Source organism: Buttiauxella warmboldiae, assembly GCF_003818135.1.
Lineage (GTDB): Bacteria > Pseudomonadota > Gammaproteobacteria > Enterobacterales > Enterobacteriaceae > Buttiauxella > Buttiauxella warmboldiae.
Genome location: NZ_RPOH01000070.1, coordinates 19,584 through 44,550 on the forward strand (window position 1 = coordinate 19,584; position 24,967 = coordinate 44,550).

General features: G+C 52.3%; 23 protein-coding genes and 1 pseudogene. 17 read left to right on the top strand and 7 right to left on the bottom strand.

Annotation, left to right across the window (positions count from 1 at the left end; genetic code table 11):
- The 8 genes from atpB (at position 1) to EHN07_RS16030 (ending at position 6,506) form a co-directional block, all read left to right on the top strand.
- The gene (atpB, locus tag EHN07_RS15995) at positions 1–819 is read left to right on the top strand and encodes a F0F1 ATP synthase subunit A (RefSeq protein WP_124025051.1); all 819 of its coding nucleotides are present in this window, start codon (positions 1–3) and stop codon (positions 817–819) included.
- A 48-nt stretch (positions 820–867) separates the two neighbouring features.
- A complete protein-coding gene (atpE, locus tag EHN07_RS16000) occupies positions 868–1,107 on the top strand; it encodes a F0F1 ATP synthase subunit C (RefSeq protein ID WP_000429386.1) in 240 nt (79 codons plus the stop codon).
- A 61-nt stretch (positions 1,108–1,168) separates the two neighbouring features.
- Positions 1,169–1,639 (top strand): F0F1 ATP synthase subunit B, encoded by a 471-nt coding sequence (gene atpF / locus EHN07_RS16005; protein WP_034460698.1) that lies wholly within the window; start codon positions 1,169–1,171, stop codon positions 1,637–1,639.
- A 14-nt stretch (positions 1,640–1,653) separates the two neighbouring features.
- Positions 1,654–2,187, top strand: a complete 534-nt coding sequence (gene atpH, locus EHN07_RS16010) for a F0F1 ATP synthase subunit delta (protein WP_124025052.1) — start codon at positions 1,654–1,656, stop codon at positions 2,185–2,187.
- 12 nt (positions 2,188–2,199) lie between these two features.
- Complete coding sequence (atpA, locus tag EHN07_RS16015; protein ID WP_124025053.1) at positions 2,200–3,741, top strand: F0F1 ATP synthase subunit alpha; 1,542 nt, start codon at positions 2,200–2,202, stop codon at positions 3,739–3,741.
- Positions 3,742–3,791: 50 nt separating this feature from the next.
- On the top strand, positions 3,792–4,655 hold the full coding sequence (gene atpG / locus EHN07_RS16020; protein ID WP_124025054.1) for a F0F1 ATP synthase subunit gamma: 864 nt from the start codon (positions 3,792–3,794) through the stop codon (positions 4,653–4,655).
- Between the two features lie 28 nt (positions 4,656–4,683).
- Positions 4,684–6,066: a F0F1 ATP synthase subunit beta gene (atpD, locus tag EHN07_RS16025; protein WP_064514874.1), complete on the top strand. Its 1,383-nt coding sequence runs from the start codon at positions 4,684–4,686 to the stop codon at positions 6,064–6,066.
- 20 nt (positions 6,067–6,086) lie between these two features.
- Entirely contained in the window at positions 6,087–6,506 is a 420-nt protein-coding gene (locus tag EHN07_RS16030; RefSeq protein WP_124025055.1) for a F0F1 ATP synthase subunit epsilon, read from the top strand.
- A 70-nt stretch (positions 6,507–6,576) separates the two neighbouring features.
- On the opposite strand, the gene EHN07_RS16035 is transcribed toward EHN07_RS16030, so the two are convergent.
- Positions 6,577–8,754: a right-handed parallel beta-helix repeat-containing protein gene (locus EHN07_RS16035; protein WP_124025056.1), complete on the bottom strand. Its 2,178-nt coding sequence runs from the start codon at positions 8,752–8,754 to the stop codon at positions 6,577–6,579.
- A gap of 337 nt (positions 8,755–9,091) precedes the next feature.
- On the opposite strand from EHN07_RS16035, the gene glmU reads away from it, so the two are divergent.
- A complete protein-coding gene (glmU, locus tag EHN07_RS16040) occupies positions 9,092–10,462 on the top strand; it encodes a bifunctional UDP-N-acetylglucosamine diphosphorylase/glucosamine-1-phosphate N-acetyltransferase GlmU (protein ID WP_124025057.1) in 1,371 nt (456 codons plus the stop codon).
- A 180-nt stretch (positions 10,463–10,642) separates the two neighbouring features.
- Complete coding sequence (gene glmS, locus EHN07_RS16045; RefSeq protein ID WP_124025058.1) at positions 10,643–12,472, top strand: glutamine--fructose-6-phosphate transaminase (isomerizing); 1,830 nt, start codon at positions 10,643–10,645, stop codon at positions 12,470–12,472.
- 75 nt (positions 12,473–12,547) lie between these two features.
- Here glmS and EHN07_RS16050 read toward each other — a convergent pair whose 3' ends face one another.
- Complete coding sequence (locus EHN07_RS16050; protein WP_124025059.1) at positions 12,548–13,819, bottom strand: MFS transporter; 1,272 nt, start codon at positions 13,817–13,819, stop codon at positions 12,548–12,550.
- A gap of 319 nt (positions 13,820–14,138) precedes the next feature.
- Between EHN07_RS16050 and rluF the strand changes: the two are divergent.
- From rluF to phoU, 6 genes and pseudogenes are all read left to right on the top strand, one after another.
- Positions 14,139–14,858: pseudogene (rluF, locus tag EHN07_RS16055) on the top strand (23S rRNA pseudouridine(2604) synthase RluF); the annotation flags it as partial.
- Positions 14,859–15,004: 146 nt separating this feature from the next.
- Positions 15,005–16,045, top strand: a complete 1,041-nt coding sequence (pstS, locus tag EHN07_RS16060; RefSeq protein ID WP_124025060.1) for a phosphate ABC transporter substrate-binding protein PstS — start codon at positions 15,005–15,007, stop codon at positions 16,043–16,045.
- 67 nt (positions 16,046–16,112) lie between these two features.
- Positions 16,113–17,075, top strand: a complete 963-nt coding sequence (pstC, locus tag EHN07_RS16065) for a phosphate ABC transporter permease PstC (protein ID WP_124025061.1) — start codon at positions 16,113–16,115, stop codon at positions 17,073–17,075.
- Entirely contained in the window at positions 17,072–17,962 is an 891-nt protein-coding gene (gene pstA, locus EHN07_RS16070) for a phosphate ABC transporter permease PstA (RefSeq protein ID WP_124025062.1), read from the top strand. Before pstC ends, pstA begins: the two co-directional genes overlap by 4 nt.
- A 47-nt stretch (positions 17,963–18,009) precedes the next feature.
- Positions 18,010–18,783: a phosphate ABC transporter ATP-binding protein PstB gene (gene pstB, locus EHN07_RS16075; RefSeq protein WP_034460764.1), complete on the top strand. Its 774-nt coding sequence runs from the start codon at positions 18,010–18,012 to the stop codon at positions 18,781–18,783.
- 14 nt (positions 18,784–18,797) lie between these two features.
- A complete protein-coding gene (gene phoU, locus EHN07_RS16080) occupies positions 18,798–19,523 on the top strand; it encodes a phosphate signaling complex protein PhoU (RefSeq protein ID WP_124025063.1) in 726 nt (241 codons plus the stop codon).
- Position 19,524: 1 nt separating this feature from the next.
- On the opposite strand, the gene EHN07_RS16085 is transcribed toward phoU, so the two are convergent.
- The 4 genes from EHN07_RS16085 to yieH form a co-directional block, all read right to left on the bottom strand.
- Positions 19,525–20,529: a FecCD family ABC transporter permease gene (locus tag EHN07_RS16085; protein ID WP_124025064.1), complete on the bottom strand. Its 1,005-nt coding sequence runs from the start codon at positions 20,527–20,529 to the stop codon at positions 19,525–19,527.
- Positions 20,526–21,485, bottom strand: a complete 960-nt coding sequence (locus EHN07_RS16090; protein ID WP_244202421.1) for an ABC transporter substrate-binding protein — start codon at positions 21,483–21,485, stop codon at positions 20,526–20,528. Before EHN07_RS16090 ends, EHN07_RS16085 begins: the two co-directional genes overlap by 4 nt.
- Positions 21,486–21,505: 20 nt before the next feature.
- The gene (locus EHN07_RS16095) at positions 21,506–22,294 is read right to left on the bottom strand and encodes an ABC transporter ATP-binding protein (RefSeq protein ID WP_244202422.1); all 789 of its coding nucleotides are present in this window, start codon (positions 22,292–22,294) and stop codon (positions 21,506–21,508) included.
- Between the two features lie 93 nt (positions 22,295–22,387).
- On the bottom strand, positions 22,388–23,053 hold the full coding sequence (yieH, locus tag EHN07_RS16100) for a 6-phosphogluconate phosphatase (RefSeq protein WP_124025066.1): 666 nt from the start codon (positions 23,051–23,053) through the stop codon (positions 22,388–22,390).
- A gap of 179 nt (positions 23,054–23,232) precedes the next feature.
- Here yieH and EHN07_RS16105 point away from each other — a divergent pair, with 179 nt between their 5' ends.
- The gene (locus EHN07_RS16105; protein WP_124025067.1) at positions 23,233–24,570 is read left to right on the top strand and encodes an NCS2 family permease; all 1,338 of its coding nucleotides are present in this window, start codon (positions 23,233–23,235) and stop codon (positions 24,568–24,570) included.
- A gap of 53 nt (positions 24,571–24,623) precedes the next feature.
- On the opposite strand, the gene EHN07_RS16110 is transcribed toward EHN07_RS16105, so the two are convergent.
- Positions 24,624–24,965 (bottom strand): RamA family antibiotic efflux transcriptional regulator, encoded by a 342-nt coding sequence (locus tag EHN07_RS16110; RefSeq protein ID WP_124025068.1) that lies wholly within the window; start codon positions 24,963–24,965, stop codon positions 24,624–24,626.
- Between the last annotated feature and the right edge of the window lie 2 nt (positions 24,966–24,967).

Here is a 24,967-nt window from a genome sequence, read left to right on the forward strand (position 1 = left end):
ATGTCTGCAGGAGAAATCTCTACACCGCAGGAGTATATAGGCCACCATCTGAATAACCTTCAGCTGGACCTGCGTACTTTCTCGCTGGTGGATCCGCATAACCCCCCGGCCACCTTCTGGACGCTCAATATTGACTCCATGTTTTTCTCAGTGGTTCTGGGTCTCTTGTTCCTGGTTCTGTTCCGTAAGGTGGCGAAAAACGCTACCAGCGGCGTACCAGGGAAATTCCAGACGGCAGTTGAGCTGGTCATCGGTTTCGTAAATGGCAGCGTCAAAGACATGTACCATGGCAAAAGCAAGGTGATTGCGCCGCTGGCGCTGACCGTCTTTGTCTGGGTCTTCCTGATGAACCTGATGGACCTGCTGCCAATCGATTTCCTGCCGTTTATCGGCGAGCACATCTTTGGCCTGCCAGCCCTGCGCGTGGTGCCGTCTGCGGACGTGAATATCACCCTGTCTATGGCGCTTGGCGTGTTTATCCTGATTCTTTTCTACAGCATCAAAATGAAAGGCATTGGCGGCTTCACGAAAGAGCTGACGCTGCAGCCGTTCAATCACTGGGCATTTATACCGTTCAACTTAATCCTTGAAGGGGTAAGCCTGCTGTCCAAGCCTATTTCACTTGGTCTGCGACTGTTCGGCAACATGTATGCCGGTGAATTGATTTTCATTCTGATTGCTGGTCTGTTGCCGTGGTGGTCACAGTGGATTCTGAGTGTGCCCTGGGCCATTTTCCACATCCTGATCATTACGCTGCAAGCCTTCATTTTCATGGTTCTGACGATTGTCTATCTGTCGATGGCATCTGAAGAGCATTGATTTTACTTACCACTACTGCGTTTTAACTGAAACAAACTGGAGACTGTCATGGAAAACCTGAATATGGATCTGCTGTACATGGCTGCCGCTGTGATGATGGGTCTGGCGGCAATCGGTGCTGCGATCGGTATCGGCATCCTCGGGGGAAAATTCCTGGAAGGCGCAGCGCGTCAACCCGATCTGATTCCTTTGCTGCGTACACAGTTCTTTATCGTTATGGGTCTGGTGGATGCTATCCCGATGATCGCTGTTGGTCTGGGTCTGTACGTGATGTTCGCCGTCGCGTAGTAAGCATTGCTTAATAAACGAAGCAATATCAGAACGTTAACTAACAAAGAGGCATTGTGCTGTGAATCTTAACGCAACAATCCTCGGCCAGGCCATCGCGTTTGTCCTGTTTGTTCTGTTCTGCATGAAGTACGTATGGCCGCCAATTATGGCTGCCATCGAGAAGCGTCAACAAGAAATTGCTGATGGCCTCTCTTCTGCAGAACGTGCCAAAAAGGACCTTGACCTTGCACAGGCCAACGCGACCGACCAGCTGAAAAAAGCCAAAGGTGAAGCTCAGGTGATTATTGAGCAGGCGAACAAACGCCGCGCTCAGATCCTTGAAGAAGCGAAAACCGAGGCAGAGCAGGAACGTGACAAAATCGTTGCACAGGCTCAGGCAGAAATCGACGCAGAGCGTAAACGCGCTCGTGAAGAACTGCGTAAGCAAGTGGCTCTGCTGGCTATCGCCGGTGCCGAGAAGATCATTGAACGTTCCGTGGATGAAGCTGCTAACAGCGACATCGTTGATAAACTGGTCGCTGAACTGTAAGGAGGGAGGGGCTGATGTCTGAATTTGTAACTGTAGCTCGCCCCTACGCCAAAGCAGCTTTTGACTTTGCCGTCGAGCACCAAAGCGTTGATAACTGGCAGCATATGCTGGGTTTCGCCGCTGAGGTGTCTAAAAACGAACAAATAGCAGAGCTTCTTTCCGGCGCATTAGCTCCGGATACTCTCTCTGCGTCGTTTATCTCCATCTGTGGTGACCAGCTAGACGCCAATGGCCAGAACCTGATTAAGGTGATGGCTGAAAACGGGCGTCTGAAAGTTCTTCCTGATGTTTTTGAGCAATTCGTTCAACTGCGCGCGGCCCAGGAGGCTACGGTTGAAGTCGAAGTGACTTCCGCTAGCGCATTAAACGAAGAACAGCTTACGAAAATCAGCGCCGCGATGGAAAAACGTCTGTCACGCAAAGTTAAGCTGAATTGCAAAATTGACAAGTCTGTAATGGCGGGTGTCATCATCCGCGCAGGTGATATGGTTATTGATGGCAGCGTACGCGGCCGTCTTGATCGCCTGACAGACGTCTTGCAGTCTTAAGGGGACTGGAGCATGCAACTGAATTCCACCGAAATCAGCGAACTGATCAAGCAGCGCATTGCTCAGTTCAGTGTTGTGAGCGAGGCTCACAACGAAGGTACAATCGTTTCTGTAAGTGACGGTATCATCCGCGTACACGGCCTGGCCGATGTGATGCAGGGTGAGATGATTTCCCTGCCGGGAAACCGTTACGCCATTGCACTGAACCTCGAGCGCGACTCTGTGGGTGCAGTAGTAATGGGTCCGTACGCTGATCTTGCCGAAGGCATGAAAGTTAAGTGTACTGGCCGTATTCTTGAAGTACCGGTAGGCCGTGGCCTGCTGGGTCGTGTGGTGAACACCCTGGGTGCACCTATCGATGGTAAAGGTCCGCTTGAGCATGACGGTTTTGCTGCCGTTGAAGCGATCGCACCTGGCGTTATCGAACGTCAATCCGTAGACCAGCCTGTACAGACTGGTTATAAGTCCGTCGATGCCATGATCCCAATCGGTCGTGGTCAGCGTGAACTTATCATCGGTGACCGTCAGACAGGTAAAACTGCGCTGGCAATCGATGCCATCATCAACCAGCGTGATTCCGGCATCAAATGTATCTACGTTGCTATCGGCCAGAAAGCATCCACTATTTCTAACGTGGTGCGTAAACTGGAAGAGCACGGCGCACTGGCTAACACCATCGTTGTTGTTGCAACAGCATCTGAATCAGCTGCGCTGCAATACCTGGCTCCGTACTCCGGCTGCGCGATGGGTGAATACTTCCGTGACCGCGGTGAAGATGCGCTGATCATTTATGATGACCTGTCTAAACAGGCTGTTGCTTATCGTCAGATTTCCCTGCTGCTTCGCCGTCCACCAGGTCGTGAAGCTTACCCAGGCGACGTATTCTATCTCCACTCCCGTTTGCTGGAACGTGCTGCGCGTGTTAACGCTGAATACGTTGAAGCATTCACTAAGGGTGAAGTAACAGGCAAAACAGGTTCCCTGACTGCGCTTCCGATTATCGAAACGCAAGCGGGTGACGTTTCCGCGTTCGTTCCGACCAACGTAATTTCTATTACCGATGGTCAGATCTTCCTGGAATCAACGCTGTTTAACGCCGGTATTCGTCCTGCGGTTAACCCGGGTATCTCGGTATCCCGTGTTGGTGGTGCTGCTCAGACCAAGATCATGAAAAAACTGTCCGGTGGTATCCGTACCGCTCTGGCACAGTATCGTGAACTGGCTGCGTTCTCTCAGTTTGCATCAGACCTTGACGATGCGACCCGTAAGCAGTTGAGCCATGGTCAGAAAGTGACCGAGCTCCTGAAACAGAAACAGTATGCGCCGATGTCTGTTGCGCAGCAGTCTCTGGTTCTGTTCGCTGCTGAACGTGGTTACCTCGAAGATGTGGAACTGGCGAAAATCGGTAGCTTCGAAGCCGCTCTGCTGGCTTACGTTGACCGTGACCATGCTCCACTGATGCAAGAAATCAACCAATCTGGTGGCTATAACGACGAAATCGAAGGCAAGCTGAAAGGCATCCTCGATTCCTTCAAAGCAACTCAGTCCTGGTAAAGTCTGGCGGCTTGTCTTAGGGCAAGCCGCAAGGCATTGAGGAGAAGCTCATGGCCGGCGCAAAAGAGATACGTAGTAAGATCGCAAGCGTCCAGAACACGCAGAAGATCACCAAAGCAATGGAAATGGTCGCCGCGTCCAAAATGCGTAAAACGCAGGAACGCATGGCTGCCAGCCGTCCTTACGCAGAAACAATGCGTAAAGTGATTGGCCACCTGGCTTTGGGTAATCTTGAATACAAACACCCTTACCTGGATGAACGCGAAGTCAAACGCGTGGGCTACCTGGTGGTGTCCACTGACCGTGGTCTGTGTGGTGGCTTGAACACTAACCTGTTCAAAAAGCTGCTGGCTGACATGAAAGAGTGGTCCGATAAAGGCGTTCAAAGCGAAATCGCAATGATCGGCTCTAAAGGCGTCTCTTTCTTCAACTCTGTAGGCGGCAATATTGTTGCTCAGGTGACCGGTATGGGTGATAACCCTTCCCTGTCCGAGTTGATTGGCCCGGTGAAAGTGATGTTGCAGGCCTACGATGAAGGCCGTCTGGACAAGCTGTATGTTGTCAGCAACAAATTTATTAACACAATGTCTCAGGTTCCTGGGCTTACCCAACTGCTGCCGTTACCGCCAGCAGAAGACGGCGAGTTGAAGAAGAAATCCTGGGATTATCTGTATGAACCTGATCCAAAAGCGCTGCTGGACACCTTGCTGCGCCGTTATGTGGAATCTCAGGTTTATCAGGGCGTCGTAGAAAACCTGGCCAGCGAGCAGGCCGCACGTATGGTGGCGATGAAAGCCGCTACCGACAATGGCGGCAGCCTGATTAAAGAGCTGCAGTTGGTTTACAACAAAGCTCGTCAGGCCAGCATTACTCAGGAACTCACCGAAATCGTCGGTGGCGCTTCCGCGGTATAACCAGGTTTACGTATTTAGAGGATTCGAGATGGCTACTGGAAAGATTATCCAGGTAATCGGCGCCGTGGTGGACGTCGAGTTCCCTCAGGATGCCGTACCAAAAGTGTACGACGCTCTTGAGGTTACAAATGGTAAAGACCGTCTGGTGCTGGAAGTTCAGCAGCAGTTAGGTGGTGGCGTAGTGCGTACTATCGCCATGGGTACTTCTGATGGTTTGCGTCGTGGTCTGGAAGTTTCTAACCTCGATCACCCAATTGAAGTGCCAGTAGGTAAAGCGACTCTGGGCCGTATCATGAACGTCCTGGGCGAGCCTATCGACATGAAAGGCGATATCGGCGAAGAAGAGCGTTGGGCTATTCACCGTTCTGCTCCAAGCTACGAAGAGCTGTCCAGCTCTCAAGACCTGCTGGAAACCGGCATTAAAGTCATGGACCTGATTTGCCCGTTCGCTAAGGGCGGTAAAGTGGGTCTGTTCGGTGGTGCGGGTGTGGGTAAAACTGTAAACATGATGGAGCTGATCCGTAACATCGCGATCGAGCACTCAGGTTACTCTGTGTTTGCAGGTGTGGGTGAGCGTACTCGTGAGGGTAACGACTTCTACCACGAAATGACCGATTCCAACGTTCTGGACAAAGTATCACTGGTCTATGGCCAGATGAACGAGCCACCAGGTAACCGTCTGCGCGTTGCGTTGACCGGTCTGACCATGGCGGAGAAGTTCCGTGACGAAGGTCGTGACGTTCTGCTGTTTGTTGATAACATTTACCGTTATACCCTGGCCGGTACAGAAGTATCTGCACTGCTGGGTCGTATGCCATCTGCGGTAGGTTACCAGCCAACTCTGGCAGAAGAGATGGGTGTTTTGCAGGAGCGTATTACCTCCACCAAAACTGGCTCAATCACTTCTGTTCAAGCGGTATACGTACCAGCGGATGACTTGACTGACCCATCTCCAGCCACCACCTTTGCGCACCTGGATGCAACCGTGGTACTGAGCCGTAACATCGCGTCTCTGGGTATCTACCCTGCGGTAGATCCACTGGATTCCACCAGCCGTCAGTTAGATCCACTGGTTGTTGGACAGGAACACTACGACACCGCGCGTGGCGTGCAGTCTATTCTGCAACGTTACCAGGAACTGAAAGACATCATCGCCATTCTTGGTATGGATGAACTTTCTGAAGAAGATAAGCTGGTTGTGGCTCGTGCGCGTAAGATCCAGCGCTTCCTGTCTCAGCCATTCTTCGTAGCAGAAGTCTTTACCGGTTCTCCGGGCAAGTTCGTATCGCTGAAAGATACTATCCGTGGCTTTAAAGGCATCATGGACGGCGAATATGACCATCTGCCAGAGCAGGCGTTCTACATGGTTGGTACTATCGACGAAGCCGTTGAGAAAGCTAAAAAACTTTAACGCCTTAATCGGAGGGTGACATGGCAATGACTTATCACCTGGACGTCGTCAGCGCGGAGAGCCAAATGTTCTCCGGTCTGGTTGAGAAGATCCAGGTAACGGGTAGCGAAGGTGAGCTGGGTATTTATCCTGGCCACGCCCCGCTGCTCACCGCCATTAAGCCTGGTATGATCCGCATCGTTAAACAGCACGGGCATGAAGAGTATATCTACCTGTCTGGTGGTGTTATGGAAGTGCAGCCTGGCACGGTAACCGTGCTGGCCGATACCGCAATTCGCGGCCAGGATCTCGACGAAGCTCGGGCCCTGGAAGCGAAGCGTAAAGCGGAAGAGCGCATCCATAGCTCCCACGGTGATGTGGACTACGCTCAGGCTTCTGCTGAACTGGCTAAGGCGATCGCGAAACTTCGCGTTATCGAATTGACCAGAAAAGCGATGTAACTACCTGCTTGAAAAGATAAATGCCAGTCAGGTTTCCCTGACTGGCATTTTTTTCATCGGAACGCTGTTGTTACTGTTTGCTCAGAAACTCACCGGTCTTAAACGAACCGTCGGCATTACGTTGCAAAGGCTCCGGCAGGGTTAAAGATTGATAATCCTTAACGCTCAGCTGCTTACCTTCGCTGTTTTCAGTTTTGCCATCGCGAATGAAATAGTTACTGTTATCTACGCGCCCGGAGATTGCGTCATCGTACTTCCCAGGCTGGCTGCGCAGTGAAATGTTATCGGTGAACTTGCCCTGAGTTTCAGCACTACCATATGGGCTGGGACGGAAGATATAGTTAAAGCGTTGGTTATCGACGGATACGTTGTTTGCCACCACCAGCGCGCCCGGATTAAAGTTATCGGTAAAGCCATCAAGATGGTTACCAATCGCAATGCTGTTGTGGATTTCGTGCGCCACCGGCTGCCCTTCGCCACCCAGTTTGAAACCGTTGCTGGTGTTGTTGCGGGCAATTGAATTCTCGATCACCACAACGCCATTCGCGCCGTCTTCAATCTTGTTGAACAGGTCGTAGCCATCATCGATATTGTCGTGCGCGTAGCAACCTTCCAGACGGTTACCCTCACCAACACGCATTTTCACCGCAAAGCCGTCGGCATTAATTTTACCCGGATCTTCATTGCTGAAAGATTCTGAGTTAATTACCCGATTGTGGCTTGCCCACAGTGGACGGCCAACATCGGCAGGAGAAGAGATCTGAATACCGGTGTCGTCATTCTTGTAGGCGATAACGTTCTCAATAAGGTTATTGCTGCCCTGCACGCGCAGGCTCTTATCGGTCACTTCGATGCCTTTAATATGCCAGTAGTTACCGTCGAGATGTAAGCCACGAATCACCACTTTGCCATCTGCCTCAAGCGTTTTCAGCTTGCCTTGTAATCCGCTGTCAGCCGTGGGAATGGTGGTCAGTGGGTACTCACCGCTGCCGAGGATAATTTTGCCACCCGGGGCCACCAGAGAGACGGCGCTGGCCAAATCTAACGGTGCCTCTCTGGAGCCTTTATTGCCTGATACGCCATTTGGGGCAACATACAGCGCTGTGCCATTCACGTTTTTGACCTGCTCAACGGCGAAGTCATGGCTGACCGGCGTTTTGTCTTTCCCGCTGGTAGGAGTAAAGGTGACCGTAAAACGGGTGCGATCTTTCAGGGTGGTTGGTAAAGAGAACATTTCCCCTGCTTTCGCCACTTTTTCCTGACCAATCACCACTTCGTCCTGGCGTACCGTGAAGTTACCGTCGTAGTTGGCCCGCGCCTGAACGACATATTCGCTGGAGGCACTTTTCTGAGGAGAGGTGATTTGCATCACAACCGGCCAGGCTTTTGGAACAAAAGGCGCTGAGGCGACGGTATTTGCGGCACTGGTTTTTAACGATGCATCGCTGACGGTGATTTTGGCATTGCGTGAGGCAAAGAAGCCCACGTAATACTGCTTTTTGTCCTGAGCGGTGATGATATCGGCGCGTTTTACCTGTTCAGTAACCCAGGCGTCGCTTCCGGCTGGCGCCCACGAGGTGATAAAACCGTCATTGGTGCGTTCGAGCTTCATGCGGAAAGTCGGCATTTTGCCGAGCTCAATGGCTTCCTGATAGCTTTTGCGTGAGATAGTTGAACCGGTATTTCCCCATGGCTGGGTAATACCATCACGCGCGATAGCCTGCATTTTAACGCGTGAGGCGTCTTTTCTATCCTGCGTCATAATGGCGTTCATCACCATATTGGATGCCGCCGGGAACTCTTCGTACCCTTCTTTCAGCGGCTCCTGGCGCGGATGCCCTAACACATCCCTGACCAGTATCCCGGCACCTTCCTGAGCGGCGGGTTTGGCGCCATTTTCAGGGCCAAACTGGTCGACGGTGACCGTTGCCTGTAAGACAAAATTCTCGCTGGCGGGCAGCGCGGTATAAAAGAACGTTAACCCATCATGGGAGTTGGCAATTTTACCGCCGCGGCTCTCAATGGTGACTGGTTGGGAGAGATCGGCGGCATCAGCGGTGGTCAGCTTTTTACCAGCGATGGTTACGTTATTCACGCCGACTTTTTCAGGTAACACGTTGGATGAGAAGTTAACGTCGGTGGATTGCCCAAACGCAATCGCATGCCAGACGGGTTGCTGCTGTGCTGTCGCAGGCAATGCTAATGCTGCGCCACAAAGCGTAAGAGCCAGAGGTATTTTTGACGCCATTTTATTCTCCTTATTAATGTTGGCACCATTATCTATAAAAATGAAACATTGTTTCTTTTATGTTTGTCACAAAGGGTGATTTTTAAAACACTTACTGCTAACTATGTGAAGTAGCTTGGTTTGCTGATGAAAAGAAGTGTTAATTCCCGGAGAACTATGGCTTTTATTCTTTCACTGGTACTTTTTCCAATCTTATCCACCTACAATTGAGCGTATCGGCACCCAAAAATAACCGTCACCGCTGTTTTTTTAGGCTGCACGTTTTGGGTTGCAAAATATGTAGAATTTTCAATGCGAAATCGTTTTACTTCTCTCACCATTTACAGTCAGGACGCGTATGTCAAACAGTGCGATGAGCGTGGTTATCCTAGCCGCAGGCAAAGGCACCCGCATGTATTCCGATCTCCCTAAGGTATTACATACCCTTGCCGGGAAACCGATGGTTCAGCATGTTATTGATGCGGCAAATAAGCTAGGCGCGCAGCGTGTGCACCTGGTTTATGGTCACGGCGGTGACTTGCTCAGGAACACCCTCAGCGATGGCTCCCTTAACTGGGTGCTACAGGCTGAACAGTTGGGCACCGGGCATGCGATGCAGCAGGCGGCCCCCTTCTTTGCCGATGATGAAGACATTCTGATGCTCTACGGCGACGTGCCGCTGATTTCCGTTGAGTCTCTGCAACGCCTGCGTGATGCCAAACCGCAGGGCGGCATTGGGTTGCTGACGGTAAAACTAGACGATCCAACCGGCTATGGGCGTATTGCGCGTGAGAACGGCAACGTTGTCGGTATCGTTGAGCATAAAGACGCGACGCAAGAGCAGCGCAAGATTGATGAAATCAACACCGGTATTCTGGTGGCGAATGGCGCGGATCTGAAACGCTGGTTGGCCAAACTAGATAACAACAATGCGCAGGGTGAATTCTATATCACCGACATTATCGCGCTGGCGCACCATGAAGGCCGTGAAATCACCGCCGTTCACCCGGACCGTTTAAGCGAAGTGGAAGGCGTGAATAACCGTCTGCAACTGTCACGTCTTGAGCGCGTCTATCAAAGCGAGCAGGCTGATAAGCTGCTGCTGGCAGGGGTAATGCTGCGCGATCCGGCTCGTTTCGACCTGCGCGGTGAATTAACGCACGGGCGTGATGTAGAAATTGATACTAATGTCATTATTGAAGGTTCGGTGACCCTGGGTCATCGCGTCAAAATCGGCACTGGCTGCGTGATTAAAAATAGCGTCATTGGCGATGACTGCGAAATCAGCCCGTATACCGTGGTTGAAGATGCAACGCTTGCAGCCGCCTGCACCATTGGGCCATTTGCCCGTCTGCGCCCTGGCGCTGAACTGGCAGAAGGCGCGCACGTGGGTAACTTCGTCGAAATGAAAAAGGCCCGGCTGGGTAAAGGCTCGAAAGCCGGACACCTGAGCTACCTGGGCGATGCCGAGATTGGCGATAACGTCAATATCGGCGCCGGTACCATTACCTGCAACTATGACGGCGCAAACAAATTCAAAACTATCATCGGTGATGACGTATTTGTCGGCTCCGACAGCCAGCTGGTTGCTCCGGTTACCGTGGCGCGTGGCGCAACCATTGGTGCGGGAACAACGGTCACCCGCAATGTTGGCGAAGGCGAGCTGGTTATCGGCCGCATAAAGCAGCGGCATATTCAGGGCTGGCAGCGCCCGGTTAAGAAAAAGTAAGCATTTTTCCCCTCTCTTTTGGGAGAGGGGTTGGGGTGAAGGTTGTTCTCGAAAATGGCCCGCCCCGCGGCAGTACCAAAACTATAACCCCACTATCTACAAGGCTCGGGGCCCCGGTAAACGGGAAAATCAGGTCAGCGACAACACTGGCGTAAACGCCATTATCAGGAATTTAAATTTATGTGTGGAATTGTTGGCGCGGTCGCGCAACGTGATATCGCTGAAATCCTTCTTGAAGGATTACGTCGTCTTGAATACCGTGGCTATGACTCTGCGGGCCTGGCTGTGGTCGATGAAAAAGGCCATATGACCCGTCTGCGCCGCCTGGGCAAAGTCAATAAACTGGCCGCAGCGGCAGCTGAAACGGCGCTGCATGGCGGCACGGGCATCGCCCACACCCGCTGGGCGACTCACGGTGAACCTTCAGAAGTTAACGCTCACCCGCATGTTTCCGAACATATTGTGGTGGTTCACAACGGCATTATCGAAAACTATGAACCGCTGCGCGAAGCGTTGCAGGCGCGTGGCTACACTTTCGTTTCCCAGACCGATACCGAAGTTATTGCTCACCTGGTTCACTGGGAGCTGGAGCAGGGCGGCACGCTGCGTGAAGCGGTGCTGCGGACTATTCCTCAACTGCGTGGCGCTTACGGTACCGTTATTCTCGATACCCGTAACCCAGAGGTTCTGCTGGCCGCGCGTTCAGGCAGCCCGATGGTTATTGGCCTCGGCATGGGCGAAAACTTTATCGCCTCTGACCAGCTGGCTCTGCTGCCGGTCACCCGCCGCTTTATCTTCCTGGAAGAGGGCGATATTGCCGAGGTGACTCGTCGCTCCGTGACCGTATTTGATACCAAAGGCGAGCAGGTAAAACGCCCTGATATCGAATCAAACCTGCAATACGATGCTGGCGACAAAGGTATTTATCGCCACTACATGCAGAAAGAGATCTACGAGCAGCCGAACGCTATCAAAAACACCCTGGCCGGGCGCATCAGCCACGGCGCAATTGATCTTTCTGAGCTTGGCCCACAGGCCAACGAAATGCTGTCTCAGGTTGAGCACATTCAGATTGTGGCGTGCGGGACCTCCTACAACTCAGGGATGGTGTCGCGTTACTGGTTTGAAGCGCTGGCAGGGGTGCCTTGCGATGTCGAAATCGCTTCTGAATTCCGCTACCGCAAATCTGCGGTGCGCCGCAACAGCCTGATGATCACCCTTTCTCAATCCGGTGAAACGGCAGATACCCTGGCTGCACTGCGTTTATCTAAAAATCTGGGCTATTTAGGTTCGCTGGCGATTTGTAACGTTGCTGGCTCTTCACTGGTGCGCGAGTCTGACCTGGCGCTGATGACCAACGCGGGCACTGAAATCGGCGTGGCTTCCACCAAAGCCTTCACCACACAGCTGACCGTTCTGCTGATGCTGGTGGCGAAACTGAGCCGCCTGAAAGGTGCTGATGCGGCCATTGAACAAGATATCGTTCATGGTTTGCAGGCGCTGCCAAGCCGTATCGAGCAGATGCTTTCTCAGGATAAACGCATTGAAGCGCTTGCTGAAGATTTCTCCGACAAGCATCACGCGTTGTTCTTAGGCCGTGGCGATCAGTACCCCATCGCAATGGAAGGCGCGCTGAAGCTGAAAGAGATTTCCTATATCCACGCTGAAGCCTATGCGGCAGGTGAGCTGAAACACGGCCCGCTGGCGCTGATTGATGCGGATATGCCGGTTATCGTTGTGGCACCTAACAACGAACTGCTGGAAAAACTGAAATCGAATATCGAAGAGGTTCGCGCGCGTGGCGGCCACCTGTATGTCTTCGCTGATAAAGACGCCGGGTTTGAAAGCTGCGACAATATGCACATTATTGAGATGCCGCATGTTGAAGAAGCGATCGCTCCCATCTTCTATACCGTGCCTTTGCAGCTGCTGTCTTACCATGTCGCATTGATTAAAGGCACCGATGTTGACCAGCCGCGTAATCTGGCAAAATCAGTTACGGTTGAGTAAGTTGCTCTGATCGGGAATACAAAATAAAAAAGCCCGGTTGAGCATAGCGCAACCGGGCTTTTTATTACCGCTAAATCAATTTTCTTCCTGCGTCACCAGTTTTGGTTCTTCCGGTGATTTCAGCAACACCCACAAAACAATCGCCCCGATAACATCAAATACCGAAAGCACCGCGAAAAGCGGGCTGAAACCAACGGTGTCGGCCAGCGCACCCACAACCAGTGCAAACATGGTGCTGGCAGTCCATGCAGCCATGCCGGTAAATCCGTTAGCGGTCGCAACTTCGTTGGAGTCGAACATATCAGAAGACAGCGTAATCAACGCGCCGGACAGTGATTGGTGAGCGAAACCGCCAACGCATAACAGCGCAATCGCCACCATTGGGCTGCCGAATAAACCAACCATGCCTGGCAGGATCATCAGCGCGGCACCCAGTGTGACCACCAACTTGCGGGAAACAACAATATTCACGCCGAAAATTTTCTGGAACATCCCCGGTAGATAACCGCCAATAATGCAGCCAAAATCAGCGAACAGCATCGGTATCCAGGCAAACATGGCGATATCTTTGAGGTTAAAACCATAGGTATGCACCATAAATAGTGGGATCCACGCGTTAAACGTACCCCACGCAGGTTCCGCCAGAAAACGCGGCAGGGCGATCCCCCAAAACTTGCGTTGTTTCAGCAAGTGGCCAATGCGTACCTTTTCAACCTTCGGCTTTTCTGGCTGGCCACCGGTGATATACAGATATTCTTCTTTCGACAATGATGGGGTTTTTGACGGACGGTTATAAGTGAAATACCAGCCGGTTGCCCACAGCACGCTCATCACACCGACGAGAATAAACGCCAGTCTCCAGTTCTGAATGTAAATTGCCCATGCGACCAGAGGGGGGGCGATAACTGCACCAATTGACGAACCAACGTTGAAATAGCCCACAGCAACCGAGCGTTCGGTATCAGGGAACCATTCGGTCACAGATTTAAGACCCGCAGGAATCATCGCGCTTTCGGCGAAGCCACCAAGGCCACGGAACATTGCCAGACCTTTCCAGCCGGTCGCAAATGATGCACCAATGCAGAACACGCCCCACATCAGGCCAAAAATGGTGTAACCCACTTTTGTACCCAATGTATCAAGCAGATAGCCGGCAACTGGCTGTGCAATGGTGTAGCAGGCCGAGAATGTCGCAATAATGTAAGAATATTGCTGGGTGGTAATGTGCAAATCGTTCTGTAATGTTGGCGCTGCGGCAGAAATAGTATTGCGGGTTAAATAGCAAAGGATGGTGCCTAACGTCACCAGTGACAGCATAAACCAGCGCTTGTGGCCTGTTTTGCGCATAATGAATCCCCGTTTTTCAAGCAATAAGTGACCTGACTGCTGCAAGGCAGCAGGCAAATAAATAATTCAGAGGAGATAAAAATCAGCGGCGTTTCAGAAGACGTCGAGGATTCTGGTTTGGCCCATCCTGGACTTGTTTTTGTTATTTAGATCACACTATGTGTTGATGATGGATTGTTGTTTCACTCTTATTTGTGATTCAACTCAAATTTTATCGCGTAATCTACCTCTAAAGGATAGTTTATGTGATGCGTGTCACATTTCTTTAAGTAGTGAATGACTGGTAATTATGCAAAATAGCAATGATACGCAGCGCAAAATGGTCGCTGATTCATCGATTCGAATTAATAAATACATTAGCGATAGCGGGATTTGTTCGCGCCGCGAGGCCGATGGTTACGTTGAACAGGGGAGCGTTTTTATTAATGACAGGCAGGCCGGTTTTGGCGCTCAGGTTTTTGCCGGTGACGTGGTGAAAGTGAATGGCCAGCTTATCGAGCCGCGTGATGACAACGATCTCGTACTGATGGTTTTGAATAAGCCGGTGGGCATCACCACCACCATGCAAAAGAGTGTGCGCGATAACATCAGCTGTCTCATTCATAGCGACAAACGCGTCTCCCCAATCGGGCGCCTGGATAAAGATTCGCAGGGGCTAATTTTACTGACCAATCACGGTGATGTAGCGAATAAAATTCTGCGTGCCGGTAACCATCACGAAAAAGAGTATGTGGTCACCGTCAATCAGCCGATAACTGACGAGCTTATTGTTGGTTTGAGCTCGGGGGTGCCAATGTTAGGCACCGTCACTAAACATTGCAAAGTAATAAAAGAATCATCGCTGGTGTTTCGCATTACCCTGGTTCAGGGCTTGAACCGCCAGATCCGCCGGATGTGTAAATATTTTGGCTATGAGGTTACCCGACTTCAGCGTATCCGCATCATGAATATCCACCTGCAAGGGCTGCCGTTAGGGGAATCGCGCCATTTGAGCCGCGATGAACAGTGCGAGTTACTGAAGCGGATTGAACACTCCGCGTTCTGAGTATGACAGCGGGCAACCGGCGGTAAAATAAGCTGTCATAAAACTGTCATAATTCTTACATTTAACTGTCACCAAACTGTCCTATTTTCTATCCTGCATTCACTAAACAACGATTTACGTTCACCTCTGCAGGAGACATTATGAAAGTTATGCGTACCACTGTCGCAACTGTTGTCGCCGCGACCTTATCCCTGAGCGCTTTTGGCGTCAATGCCGCTGCAAGCCTGACCGGTGCCGGTGCAACCTTCCCTGCGCCAGTGTATGCCAAATGGGCAGATACTTATCAGAAATCAACTGGTAACAAAGTGAATTACCAGGGTATCGGCTCCTCCGGTGGCGTTAAACAAATCATTGCTAATACTGTGGATTTCGGTGCCTCTGATGCTCCGCTGTCTGATGAAAAACTGCAGCAGGAAGGCCTGTTCCAGTTCCCGACGGTCATCGGCGGTGTGGTTCTGGCGGTTAATCTGCCGGGCGTGAAATCCGGTGAGCTGGTGCTCGACGGTAAAACCCTGGGTGACATCTACCTGGGTAAAATCAAAAAATGGGATGACGAAGCTATCGCTAAACTCAACCCGGGTATGAAACTGCCGCAGCAGAACATCGCCGTGGTGCGTCGCGCTGACGGTTCCGGTACTTCTTTCGTGTTCACCAGCTACCTGGCGAAAGTTAATGAAGAGTGGAAATCTAAAATAGGTGCCGGCTCGACGGTAAACTGGCCGACGGGTCTTGGCGGCAAGGGCAATGACGGTATCGCCGCCTTCGTTCAGCGTCTGCCGGGCTCAATTGGTTATGTAGAATACGCATACGCGAAGCAAAACAGCCTCGCTTATACCAAGCTGGTATCAGCTGACGGTAAGCCGGTAAGCCCGACGGAAGAGAGCTTCAGCAACGCCGCTAAAGGCGCTGACTGGAGCAAGACCTTCGCTCAGGACCTGACTAACCAGAAAGGTGATGATGTGTGGCCAATTACCTCCACCACCTTCATCCTGGTGCATAAAGAGCAGAAGAAACCCGAGCAAGGCGCTGAAGTGCTGAAGTTCTTCGACTGGGCATATAAAGATGGCGCTAAACAGGCGAATGACCTGGATTACGCTTCCCTGCCAGATTCTGTGGTTGAGCAAATTCGCGCGGCATGGAAAACTAACGTCAAAGACAGCTCCGGTAAGGCGCTGTACTAAGTGAAAAAAACCGGCGTAGAGTGTCACTTACGCCGGGTAATCCCCCCAAAACAACAAAGAGTAAGCTATGGCAGTGAGTAAGCCGGTGTTCAAAGCCCCTGGCAAACAAGGTGATGTCATTTTCAGCGCGCTGGTCAAACTGGCTGCGTTGATTGTGCTATTTCTATTGGGCGGCATCATTATCTCCCTGGTCATCTCCTCCTGGCCAAGTATCGAGAAATTTGGATTCTCGTTCCTGTGGAATAAAGAGTGGGATGCGCCTAACGATATTTATGGTGCGCTGGTGCCGATTTACGGCACGCTGGTCACCTCGTTTATTGCGTTGCTCATCGCCGTACCGGTCAGTTTTGGTATCGCGTTGTTCCTGACGGAGCTGGCGCCAAACTGGCTGCGCCGCCCGCTGGGTATCGCCATTGAGCTACTGGCGGCTATTCCAAGTATTGTCTACGGTATGTGGGGCCTGTTTATCTTTGCTCCGCTGTTTGCGAAATATTTCCAGGAGCCGGTCGGCAACGTGCTTTCTTCGGTGCCGATTGTGGGTGAGCTGTTCTCCGGCCCGGCATTCGGTATCGGTATTCTTGCCGCAGGCGTGATCCTGGCAATCATGATCATTCCTTACATTGCGGCGGTTATGCGCGATGTATTCGAACAAACCCCAGTGATGATGAAAGAGTCGGCATACGGCATCGGTTGCACCACCTGGGAAGTTATCTGGCGCATCGTTTTACCCTTTACTAAAAACGGTGTGATTGGTGGCGTGATGTTAGGTCTGGGCCGCGCGCTGGGTGAAACCATGGCGGTGACCTTTATTATCGGCAACACCTACCAGCTCGACAGCGCCTCGCTGTATATGCCGGGGAACAGTATTACCTCTGCGCTGGCGAACGAATTTGCTGAAGCGGAATCGGGCCTGCACACCGCAGCGCTGATGGAGCTTGGCTTAATCCTGTTTGTTATCACCTTTATCGTACTGGCTATCTCTAAATTCATGGTTATGCGTCTGGCGAAGAATGAAGGAGCGCGTTCATGACGACAATGGAAATGCAAAGCCGCGCGGCGTTAGCTGAATCACGCCGCAAAATGCAGGCTCGTCGTCGGTTTAAAAACCGCATCGCTCTGACACTTTCCATGGGAACCATGGCGTTTGGCCTGTTCTGGCTGGTGTGGATCCTGTTTGCGACGATCACTCGCGGTATTGACGGTATGTCGATCGCCCTGTTTACCGAAATGACCCCGCCGCCAAATACCGCAGGCGGTGGTCTGGCAAACGCCCTTGCGGGCAGCGGCCTGTTGATCCTGTGGGCGACGGTATTCGGAACGCCGCTGGGTATCATGGCGGGTATTTACCTCGCGGAATACGGGCGCAAATCCGCCCTGGCGGAAGTGATTCGTTTTATTAACGATATCCTGCTTTCCGCCCCTTCGATTGTGGTTGGCCTGTTCGTCTACACCATTGTGGTGGCGAAGATGCAGCACTTCTCCGGCTGGGCCGGGGTGATTGCGCTGGCGCTGTTGCAGGTGCCGATTGTGATTCGTACCACTGAAAACATGTTGAAACTGGTGCCGGACAGCCTGCGCGAAGCGGCTTACGCGCTGGGCACGCCAAAGTGGAAAATGATTTCTGCGATTACGCTGAAAGCCTCCGTTTCCGGAATTATTACCGGGGTATTACTGGCGATTGCACGTATCGCGGGTGAAACGGCCCCTCTGCTGTTCACGTCGCTCTCCAACCAGTTCTGGAGCACGGACATGATGCAGCCGCTGGCTAACCTGCCGGTCACGATTTTCAAATTTGCGATGAGCCCGTTTGCCGAATGGCAACAGTTAGCCTGGGCTGGCGTTCTGATTATTACCCTTTGTGTGCTGCTGCTGAATATTCTGGCGCGCGTGGTTTTTGCAAAGAGTAAACACGGTTAAATTTTGCGGCGCGGCAGAAGCGGCGTCGGACGGAGATTAAGAAACAGATGAGTATGGTTGATACTACCCCAGACAAAATTCAGGTTCGTGATTTGAACTTCTATTACGGTAAGTTCCATGCCCTGAAAAACATCAATCTGGATATCGCAAAAAACCAGGTTACCGCGTTCATCGGTCCATCAGGCTGTGGTAAATCCACCCTGCTGCGTACATTCAACAAAATGTACTCGCTCTACCCGGAGCAGCGTGCAGAAGGGGAGATTTTGCTGGATGGGGAAAATATCCTCACTCAAAGCCAGGATATCGCCCTGCTGCGCGCCAAAGTCGGTATGGTGTTCCAGAAGCCAACGCCTTTCCCGATGTCGATTTACGACAACATCGCCTTCGGCGTGCGTCTGTTTGAAAAGCTTTCACGCAGCGACATGGACGAGCGTGTACAGTGGGCTTTGACTAAAGCCGCGCTGTGGAATGAAACCAAAGATAAATTACACCAGAGCGGCTACAGCCTTTCTGGTGGTCAGCAGCAGCGTCTGTGTATCGCTCGCGGTATTGCGATTCGCCCGGAAGTGCTGTTGCTTGATGAACCCTGTTCAGCGCTGGACCCTATCTCTACCGGTCGCATTGAAGAGCTTATCACCGAGCTGAAACAAGATTACACCGTGGTGATTGTGACCCACAACATGCAGCAGGCGGCGCGTTGTTCAGATCACACCGCGTTTATGTACCTCGGTGAGCTGATTGAATTTAGCGAAACCGACACGCTGTTTACCACACCAGCTAAAAAGCAAACCGAAGACTATATTACTGGCCGTTACGGCTGATCCGGGAGAATACAATGGATAGCCTCAATCTCAACAAACACATTTCCGGCCAGTTTAACGCCGAGCTGGAATATATCCGCACTCAGGTCATGACCATGGGTGGGCTGGTGGAGCAACAGCTTTCTGATGCGATCACCGCCATGCACAATCAGGATGGCGAGCTGGCAAAGCGCGTTATCGAAGGCGACCAGAAAGTTAATATGATGGAAGTGGCGATCGATGAAGCCTGCGTGCGCATCATCGCTAAACGCCAGCCAACCGCCAGCGACCTGCGCCTGGTGATGGCGATCATCAAAACCATTTCTGAGCTGGAACGTATTGGTGATGTGGCGGATAAAATCTGCCGCACGGCGCTGGAGAAATTTCCTCAGCAGCACCAGCCGCTGCTGGTAAGCCTCGAATCTTTAGGTCGCCACACCGTGCAGATGCTGCATGACGTGCTGGATGCGTTTGCGCGTATGGATCTCGACGAAGCGGTGCGTATCTATCGTGAAGATAAGAAAGTTGACCAGGAATACGAAGGCATCGTGCGCCAGCTGATGACTTATATGATGGAAGACTCGCGCACCATTCCAAGCGTGCTGACTGCACTGTTCTGCGCGCGTTCTATCGAACGTATCGGCGACCGTTGCCAGAACATCTGCGAGTTTATCTTCTACTTCGTGAAAGGGCAGGACTTCCGTCATGTCGGCGGCGACGAACTGGATAAACTGCTGGCGGGCAAAGATCCGAAAGAGTAATTCATTGTCTGCGGCTCTGTTTTAATACCAGCCCCAGCACGAACAATCCTCCCAGCCCGGCGGTGATAATCCCAATGGGCAATTCCTGGGGAGCGATAAGTGTCCGGCTGAGTAAATCTCCTGACGTCATCAGCACCGCGCCTGCCAGCCCGGTTAGCGGAATCACCATGCGGTGCGATGCGTTGCATAATGGCCGGACAAGATGGGGTACCATCAAGCCAACGAAGCCAATGACCCCGGTCAGCGCCACCAGCAATGAGGTGGCGAGCGCGCAGACGATAAAAATCTCCAGCCGCAGGCGAGCTACCGCAATACCCAACGAATGTGCGACCTGTTCACCCGCAAGTAGGGCATCCATATCCCGCCAGCGCCAGATTAACAACATCACCAGTAGCGCCACGGACAGTAGCGCAAAACCGATAGTCCCCCAGCGAGCCATGCCTAATCCCCCGAGCGACCAGAATAAAATTGCGTTGGCCGCGCGCTGATCGCCGGAAAAAACCATATAGTGGGTGATCGCACCAAATAAAAATGAGATGGCCAGGCCGCAAATCACCAGCCGCTCCGCACCTTTAGTTTTTTGCAGAATAAACAGCATGATGACTGAGATTGCCGAGAGAATACCGCCCATGAAAGCGGCCACGGGCAGTGACCAGTCTCCCAGCTTGTCGCCAAAGCGCGTGATAACGGTGACCGCTCCGGCCGACGCGCCGGAAGAGAGGCCAAACAGGAAAGGATCGGCCAGCTCATTGCGCGTGGCGGTTTGCAGCAGGGCGCCAACCATTGCCAGCCCGGCTCCCGTCAGGGCGGCAAGCAGGCTGCGCGGCAGGCGAAGATCCAGCACAATTCTTTGCACCATTTCGGGTACATCCGCAGGATTGCCGCTCAGAACCGCGATCGCCTGATGCAGCGGGATGTTAACCGTGCCGATTGCCACCCCCATCAGCATCAGACAGGCCAGCAATAACAGCGCAGCCAGCGCTGAAAAAATGAATCTTGATGTCATTTAAACGCGTCCGGATAAAGCGCGTACACCAACTTGTTAATGGCTTCAATATTGGCAGGTCCCGGCGTCAGCTCCTCATAGCGTAATTTGAGGTAACGCTGCTGTCGGACTGCGGGTGTGAGCTTCATCAGCGGGTGTGCTTCGAGGAACGCTTGTTTCGTGGCCGTGCTGCCGCCATTTTGATAATCCATCAAAATGATTAGATCGGGCTGGGTTGAGGCGACAGTTTCCCAGGAGGTGGTGGCCCAGCTGGTTTTCATGGTGTCCATCACGTTCTTGCCCCCGGCGGCCTCAACGATCGCGGTTGGCATCGCGTATTCGCCGCTGGTCAGCGGCTTATCTTCCCCTGAATCATATAAAAAGACTTTCTGGACCGGCTGGTTGGCGATTTTGCCGTGCAGCGCGGCGATTTTCGCCTTCCAGCGCTCGATTATTTGCTGGGCCAGTTCAGCCTTACCAAATATCTTACCCAGCGTCAGCATGTCGCTATAGAGCAGATCCATGCTGGCACGGGGGCGATTCTTGTCGACATGAATGCAACTTTCGCTCAGTTCCAGCGTTTTTACCCCGAAAGGTGCCAGCGTTTGTGGTGTGACTTCCCCTCCAGGCCGCATACCGTAATTCCAGCCGGCGAAAAAGAAGTCGGGCTTTACCGCGAGCAGCGTTTCAAGCGAGGGATATTTGGGGGCCAGCTCAGGGATATTTCCCTGCTGCTGTTTAAAGGCCGGAGTGGATTTATACCAGCCGCTAATGCCCGTCACCCCAACAATATTGGGTTGCAGATTGAGCGCAAAAGCCATTTCAGACATGTTTAAATCCTGGATTACGGCGCGTTGTGGCGGGGCATCAAATATGATGGGGTGACCACAGCTCTCAACGGTGACCGGAAATTCTGAAGCGTGAAGAGTGCCGCTAACGGCAAGGGAGAATATCCCCATGAAAAGATATTTGTTCATAGCTATCCTTGAGTGAGCAATCAGGCGCACAGCGGCGCCTCAAAAAGGCGAATGGGTAAACCCGTTTTGGGGTGATGGACGGTGAAGCTATTCATACCGAAAACCTGATGCATAATGCGTTTACTCAACGCCTTATGAGGCTTATCACAAATCACCATGGCTCCGTCCTGCATCACCATCACCCGGTTAGCAAAGGGTTCTACCAGGGGGAGATCGTGTAATACCGCAAGCGTCGCGATGCCTTTCTGGCGCACGAGGCTGAGTATTTTTGTCCGGGCAAGCGGATCGAGATGGTTGGTTGGCTCATCGAGCAACAGCAGGCTGGGGGGTTGCGCAAAGGCTCTTGCCAGCGCTGCTTTCTGGCGTTCGCCGCCGGACAGATTACCCAGGCGCTGGTTGCGCAGTGCGGCGATCCCCGTTTCATCCAGCGCTTTATGTACCAGATAAGTATTGTGGGCTGGGGTGCTGCATGCATAGTGAGGAATGCGCCCAAGAGCGACGTACTCTTCCACGCGTAGCCGCGGGTCGGGTTCGTCGTGTTGCGCCAGCAGGGCAATGTGCTTTGCCCGCTCTTTTCTGCTGTAAGAGGTTAACGGGCGGCCAGCAAGGGAGATATGCCCTCTGGCAATGGTTCCAATCAGGGCATTGATAAATGTCGACTTTCCACAGCCGTTAGGCCCGATAACGGCGATGCACTCGCCCGCCGATAAATCAAAAGAAATATTTCTGATAAGTGACGTCGTGCCGCCTGGTACAGATAAATTGCGTACGGACAGTAAGACGTTTGACCGGGTGAATTGCCGTTCCATAGGATGAGTCATAATGAGTAATTATTGTTATGTTATAACATATCAATAATTACTCATTCAGGGAAGCCTGAAACTCAAAGTAACACGGGGAAATTAGAGAGTAATATTCCAGCCGCGCGCACGCCATAGCTCCGGCAGCTGCGCTAAGTCGGTAAAGGTGGTCACTTTCGTGTGCTCAATTGGCGGGTTGTGCGGGTCGGCGCAAAAATAGAAAACTTCCATTCCTGCGGCGATCCCTGACTGCGCTCCCGCCATCGAATCATCCACCAGCACACAGTTTTTTGCCTCAACGCGCATGGCGTCGGCGGCGTGGAACATCAGCGCCGGATCGGGCTTCCACAGCTGAATATCGTAGCCGCTGAAAAGTTTGTCCTCGAAATGGTGAAGCATTCCTGTTTTGCCGAGCGAATGCTGCATTTTGCTGACCGGGCCGTTGGAAACGATACACATCGGCACGTTAACTTGCGCAATCAGCGCTGAGGCACCATCGATCTCTACCAGCTCGCTGTCGAACAGCCGTGCAACCTCTGCGCGATAAACGGGTTCCAGCCCCTCTTTTGCCAGATTCACGCCGTACCGGGCATTGATGGTATCGATGATCTCGTAGAGCTTGATGCCCTTGAAAGTCCTGAACACTTCCTCAAGCGCAAGCTCGATGCCGTATTGCGCAAACATGTGCACGTAGGCTTTGGAGCAAATAACTTCACTATCAACCAGCGTGCCATCGCAGTCGAAGAACACCGCATCTATCCGGGACATAGCGCTTCCTTATGTAAGAGTGAACGGCTACTTTACCCAATTTACAGAATTTTTGCGGCACGCAATCGTTGCCGTATAAGTAAATTCAATGAAAAAAATCCGTGTTGGTCATCATGTTTTGTCGTTTTTGGTATAGGATAGCGACGGATTTTCCCTCTCAATGTTCGGAATTAAGACTAATGAGCCAACCACAACCTACTCCGGCTGCCAATCCGGGGCTGCTCGAGCGCGTGTTTAAACTGCGCGAACATGGCACCACGGTCCGCACTGAAGCGATCGCCGGTCTTACGACCTTCCTGACGATGGTGTATATCGTTTTCGTCAACCCGCAGATCCTTGGCGCCGCAGGTATGGATACCCAGGCCGTTTTTGTCACCACCTGCTTGATTGCCGCATTGGGTAGCATCCTGATGGGTATTTTCGCCAACCTGCCGGTGGCGCTGGCTCCGGCTATGGGGCTGAACGCGTTCTTCGCCTTTGTGGTGGTTGGCGCGATGGGGATTTCCTGGCAAGTCGGGATGGGGGCGATTTTCTGGGGCGCGATGGGCCTGCTGTTACTGACCCTTTTCCGCGTGCGTTACTGGATGATTGCCAATATCCCGATGAGCCTGCGCGTGGGGATCACCAGCGGTATTGGCCTGTTTATCGGCATGATGGGGCTGAAAAATGCCGGCATTATCGTGGCGAATAAAGATACGTTAGTCACGATCGGTAACCTGACTTCCCACAGCGTTCTGCTGGGAGCGCTGGGCTTCTTTATTATCGCTATTCTTGCTTCGCGTAACATTCATGCGGCGGTGCTGGTTTCCATCGTGGTCACCACGCTGCTGGGCTGGATGATGGGCGATGTGCAATATCACGGTCTTGTTTCTGCGCCACCGAGCGTGCTGTCCGTGGTCGGCCAGGTTGATTTAGCCGGTTCGCTGAACGTGGGGCTGGCAGGCATTATCTTCTCCTTTATGCTGGTTAACCTGTTTGACTCCTCAGGCACGCTGATTGGCGTAACCGACAAAGCAGGGCTTGCCGATGAAAAAGGGAAATTCCCACGGATGAAGCAAGCGCTGTATGTGGATAGCGTTTCTTCTGTGGCTGGCGCGTTTATCGGGACGTCATCCGTCACCGCGTATATCGAAAGTTCTTCTGGCGTCTCCGTCGGCGGGCGTACCGGCCTGACGGCGGTTATCGTGGGTTTGCTGTTCCTGCTGGTTATCTTCCTGTCACCGCTGGCGGGCATGGTTCCGGCCTATGCGGCTGCGGGCGCGCTGATTTACGTTGGCGTGTTAATGACCTCCAGTTTGTCCCGCGTGAAATGGGATGACCTGACCGAAGCGGTTCCGGCATTTATTACTGCGGTGATGATGCCATTTAGCTTCTCGATTACTGAAGGCATTGCGCTGGGCTTTATCTCTTACTGCGTGATGAAACTCGGCACCGGCCGCTGGCGTGAAATCAGCCCGTGCGTGATTGTCGTGGCGCTGTTGTTCATCCTGAAGATCGTCTTTATCGACGCACATTAATATCCGCCATACTTCAGGATGCAGGCGCACAAACGCACCTGCATCCTGATTTGTTATTGCGGCTGGCTATGACTTTCTTTGCGATACCTGCCCGGCGGCTGGTTAAACGTCCGCGTAAATATGCGTGTAAACGTCTGCTGCGAATCAAACCCGTACTTCAGACTGATGTCGTAAACTTTGTTATCGGTATCGCGTAAATCCCGCGCGGCCAGTAACAGCTTGCGGTCACGAATATATTTGCCAAGACTCTCGCCTTTGTACTGCATAAACAGCCGTTGCAAGTGCCATTTCGAATAACCCGCACGATCGGCAATCTCATCAATGCGTAATGGCTGGTGCAAATTGTCGTCAATCCACTCAACTATAGTGTCGATAACCTGAGCTGAAATAGTCATTC